We start from the raw sequence: 4,860 nt of genomic DNA on the forward strand, positions 1-4,860 counted from the left end.
AGGTGGCAGTTCTGCAGTCCGATAAATGCGATAAACAAACCAATTCCCACACTTACCGCATGTTTTAAAGTCATTGGAATTGCATCAAATAATGCTTCTCTCACCTTAACTGCAGAAAGCAGAATAAAAAGAATACCTTCTACAAATACCGCAGCAAGAGCAACCTGCCAGCTGTATCCCATATCCGCAACAATCGTATAGGCAAAATATGCATTTAATCCCATACCCGGAGCCAATACAAAGGGATAATTTGCGAATATTGCCATACACAGCGTTCCTACCAGAGACGCAAGGGCTGTTGCGGTGAATACCGCTCCCTTATCCATACCTGTACTGGACAAAATATTCGGGTTTACTGCTAAAATATAGGCCATCGCCATAAATGTGGTAATACCTGCAATGATTTCCGTTTTTACATTCGTATTATTTTCTCGTAATTTAAATAGTTTTTCCACGTTTTCTCTTCCATCCTGTCTGTATTTTATGAGTGTCCGTACACCCTGATTACTGCTGAAATCTCATTGATCATTGACATGCTTGCAAATATTTTCAGGGAATCATCAAAATGGCGCCCCTCAATTGAATCTGTAATCACGACAATTTCAGCCAGATCACCTCGTTTTGTCTTTTGAATAATCTTCTCGATACTCACACCATTGTTACCGAATACACTGGCTACACTTGCCAGTACGCCCGGGTGGTCCTCTACCTGCATGCGCAGAAAATAGCGGCTTTTGACATCCTCTATCTTCATAATCGGCAAGTCTTTGTAGCAGGTACAACTGATCCTGCCGGTGCATCCAAACCGAATGTTTCTGGCAATGTCACATACATCTCCTGTAATGGCACTGGCTGTGGGTAATTCTCCGGCACCTCTGCCATAGAACATCGCATCATCCACCGCATCACCATGTACAAATACCGCATTAAAAGAATCATTAACCGCCGCTAACGGATGTGTGCTTGGAATCAGCATGGGATGTACTCTTGCCTCTATCCCTTCCTCTGTGTTCCGGGCAACACCTAGCAGTTTAATATGGCATCCCATTTCCTTGGCGTAGCGGATATCGGTTGCTGTAATCTTTGTGATTCCTTCCGTATACACATCCTGGAAGGTAACCCTGGAATTAAATGCGATGGAAGCCATAATCGCCATCTTACGCCCTGCATCCAGTCCTTCTACATCTGCTGTGGGATCTGCTTCTGCATATCCAAGTTCCGTAGCCATTGCCAGAGCATCTGCAAATTCCATACCGTCTTCCGTCATTTTCGTTAAAATAAAATTTGTGGTTCCATTTACAATACCAATGACTTCAGACAGATGATTTCCAGCCAGACACTGCTTTAATGGGCGTATAATTGGAATTCCGCCTGCAACAGCTGCCTCAAACAAGAAATCCTTCTGATGCAATGCTGCCATATCCAATAGCTCTTTTCCATCAACTGCCACCAGATCCTTGTTGGCTGTAACTACATTCTTCCCTGCTGCAAGAGCCTCCATCATATAAGTTTTGGCTGGTTCCATCCCTCCCATTACTTCAATGACGATTTCGATCTCGTTGTCCTGAATGATTTCGTTCCAGTCATTCGTAAGCACTGACGGATCATCCACCTTGGCTGCAGCCTTCTCCAGGTTGCGGACCAGAATTTTCTTAACCACAAGTTCCGCGCCAATCTTAGAGGGCATTTCCTCCCGCTGGCTCTTCAGGACCTTGTAAACTCCGGTACCCACAGTACCCAGACCAAGCAGGGCAATGTTGATTTTCTTTACCTCGCTCATCTCTTTCTCCTTTTTTATCCTTTTGTGACAGGACATCACTTACGTTGTTTATTATAGCACTAAATGTTGGGGGGCTGCAATTCAAATTTGGGGTTTTCTCCCATAAGATGCTTTTATAGACCGGCGCCATTTTGTAAAGTCTTATGAATGAAATTATATCAAAAAGCAGACCAGGCTTTATATGAAAGAAAGTCAAAGATGGGTCGGAAAAACCCCCCAGCAAGCTGCCGGAGGGTTTGACTAATTTTATCTATTTAATCATAAATTATTTGTAATTTACAATTTTACCAAAGTCTGGTTTTAATGCAGCTCCGCCTACAAGACCGCCATCGATATCTGCCTGAGCAAATAATTCTGCAGCGCTTGATGCTGATACAGATCCACCGTACTGGATGCGGATTGCTTCTGCTGTTGCCTGATCATAGATTTCGCCGATGCATACACGGATTGCAGCACAAACTTCCTGAGCCTGCTCTGTAGTTGCTACTTTACCTGTTCCGATTGCCCAGATTGGTTCGTAAGCGATTACAGCTGTCTTAGCCTGATCTGCTGTTACATTTAAGAATGCAACTTTGATCTGCTGACGGATGAAATCAATTGTTACGCCCTGTTCTCTCTGCTCTAATGTTTCGCCACAGCAAACGATTGGTGTAATTCCATGTTCGAAAGCTTTTAATACTTTCTTGTTTACTGTTTCGTTTGTTTCTGCGAAGTATTCTCTTCTTTCAGAATGTCCGAGAACTACATATTTTACTCCAACATCTGTTAACATTGCAGGTGAGATTTCTCCTGTGAAAGCACCTTTTTCTTCATAGTACATATTTTCAGCACCAACCTGGATGTTAGAGCCTTTTGCTGCTTCCATAACCGGGATAATGTCGATTGCAGGTACGCAGAATACTACGTCTACTTCTTCGCTTGCTACTAATGGTTTTAATTCATTTACTAATGCAACTGCCTCACTTGGAGTCATGTTCATTTTCCAGTTTCCTGCGATAATTTTCTTTCTTGCCATTATTATATTCTCCTGTTTTCTTTAAATCCGGCTGACATGATACTGCCCGGATTTTATAGTTGTATTGAAACTTATTTATCGTTTGCAGCTACTACTCCGGGAAGATCTTTTCCTTCCAGGAATTCAAGAGAAGCGCCGCCGCCTGTAGAAATATGAGTCATTTTATCGCCAAATCCCAGCTGGTTCACTGCTGCTGCAGAGTCACCGCCGCCGATGATTGTAGTAGCATCGATATCAGCAAGTGCTTTTGCTACTGCAACTGTTCCGCCTGCGAAGTTGGACATTTCGAAGCATCCCATTGGTCCGTTCCAAACTACTGTTTTAGCATCTTTTAATGCATCTGCAAACATTTGAGCAGATTTAGGTCCGATGTCAAGTCCCATTTCATCTGCTTCTAAATTTCCTTCTACTGTACGGAATTCAGAGTCATTTGAAAATTCTTTTGCTGCAATATAGTCAACCGGCAGTAATAAATTTACGCCTTTTGCTTTTGCTTTTTCTACCATTTCTTTGGAGTAATCCAGGTAATCAGGCTCTACTAAAGATTTACCGATTTCCATACCCTGTGCTTTTGCGAATGTAAAGCACATACCACCGCCGATGATTAAAGTATCTACTTTATCAAGCAGGTTGTTGATTACAGAAATCTTAGAGGAAACTTTGGATCCGCCAAGGATCGCTACAAATGGTCTCTCCGGATTATTTACTGCATTTCCCAAGAAATCAATTTCTTTTTGCATTAAGTATCCAACAACAGCTGTTTTCACATACTGTGTAACCCCTACGTTAGAGCAGTGTGCTCTGTGGGCTGTACCAAATGCATCATTTACAAATACATCACAAAGAGAAGCTAATTCTTTGCTGAATACTTCGCCATTCTTTGTTTCTTCTGCTCTGTAACGTGTGTTTTCAAGAAGAACTACATCGCCGTCGTTCATTGCTTCCACAGCTGCTTTTGCATTTGCTCCCACTACTTCAGGATCTGCTGCAAATTTTACTTCCTGTCCTAATAATTCTGATAAACGAGCTGCAACAGGTGCTAAAGATAATTCCGGCTTTGCTTCTCCCTTGGGTTTTCCAAGATGGGAGCAGAGGATTACCTTTCCGCCGTCTGCAATTAATTTCTTAATTGTAGGAAGAGCTGCAACTAAACGGTTTTCATCTGTAATTTTACCTTCCTGTAACGGTACGTTGAAATCACAACGAACCAGTACACGCTGGCCTTTTACGTTAATATCATCTACTGATTTTTTATTAAGCATGTGTATCTGCCTCCTGGGTTATTTATTTTATTTCCGCGTGCAGCGAACCAAACGGACACACTGGCGTGTCCATTTGGCGGCTGCCGCGAGAGTACTGTGCGCCAGTGGCGCACGTTTAGCACGGACCGAAGCGGAGCGTAGACCAAAAACCCTGTTGCTTCAATGGGGGTTTTTGACTTATGGACTGTCAAAACCACAAAAGAGTCCAGTCCTAAGACCGGACCCTTCAGGATCTAACTTGTTATCTCTGTTTTGCTTGAATTATGCTAACTCAGAGAAGTATTTGATTGTACGAACCATCTGGCTTGTGTAGGAGTTTTCATTGTCATACCATGAAACTACCTGAACCTGTGTTGTGCCATTATCTAATGGTAATACCATTGTCTGTGTAGCATCAAACAGGGAACCAAATCTGATTCCGATGATATCACTGGATACTAATTCTTCTTCTGTGTAACCAAAAGATTCTGTAGCTGCTGCTTTCATAGCTGCATTGATATCTTCTTTTGTAACTGTTCCTTCTACAACTGCTGTTAAGATAGTAGTAGAACCTGTAGGAACTGGTACACGCTGAGCAGATCCGATTAACTTTCCGTTTAATTCAGGAATAACTAAACCAATAGCTTTTGCTGCGCCTGTGCTGTTAGGAACAATGTTAGCTGCTGCAGCACGAGCTCTTCTTAAATCTCCCTTTGGATGAGGTCCGTCAAGAGTCATCTGATCTCCTGTGTATGCATGGATAGTAGCCATGATACCAGTTTTGATTGGAGCTAAGTCATTTAATGCTTTAGCCATAGGAGCTA

At 42.5% G+C, this 4,860-nt stretch carries 4 protein-coding genes and 1 pseudogene; all 5 read right to left on the reverse strand.

Annotated elements, in window-relative coordinates; translation table 11 throughout:
• Window positions 1-455, reverse strand: a 455-nt coding sequence (locus ACH2DQ_RS26445) for a solute carrier family 23 protein (RefSeq protein ID WP_395028661.1), incomplete at its 3' end; no start/stop codon positions are given.
• Window positions 456-481: 26 nt separating this feature from the next.
• Entirely contained in the window at window positions 482-1,780 is a 1,299-nt protein-coding gene (locus tag ACH2DQ_RS26450) for a homoserine dehydrogenase (RefSeq protein WP_394914371.1), read from the reverse strand.
• Window positions 1,781-2,045: 265 nt separating this feature from the next.
• Window positions 2,046-2,795, reverse strand: a complete 750-nt coding sequence (tpiA, locus tag ACH2DQ_RS26455; RefSeq protein ID WP_394914370.1) for a triose-phosphate isomerase — start codon at window positions 2,793-2,795, stop codon at window positions 2,046-2,048.
• Between the two features lie 71 nt (window positions 2,796-2,866).
• Entirely contained in the window at window positions 2,867-4,057 is a 1,191-nt protein-coding gene (locus tag ACH2DQ_RS26460; RefSeq protein WP_394914369.1) for a phosphoglycerate kinase, read from the reverse strand.
• 261 nt (window positions 4,058-4,318) lie between these two features.
• Window positions 4,319-4,860, reverse strand: a pseudogene (locus tag ACH2DQ_RS26465) (type I glyceraldehyde-3-phosphate dehydrogenase); the annotation flags it as partial.

Source organism: Robinsoniella sp. (assembly GCF_034124845.1).

Bases quoted from the DNA above. Each gene is read 5' to 3' on its own strand.
- ACH2DQ_RS26450 (WP_394914371.1), bottom strand. From the start codon at position 1,780: ATGAGCGAGGTAAAGAAAATCAACATTGCCCTGCTTGGTCTGGGTACT.
- tpiA (WP_394914370.1), bottom strand. From the start codon at position 2,795: ATGGCAAGAAAGAAAATTATCGCAGGAAACTGGAAAATGAACATGACT.
- ACH2DQ_RS26460 (WP_394914369.1), bottom strand. From the start codon at position 4,057: ATGCTTAATAAAAAATCAGTAGATGATATTAACGTAAAAGGCCAGCGT.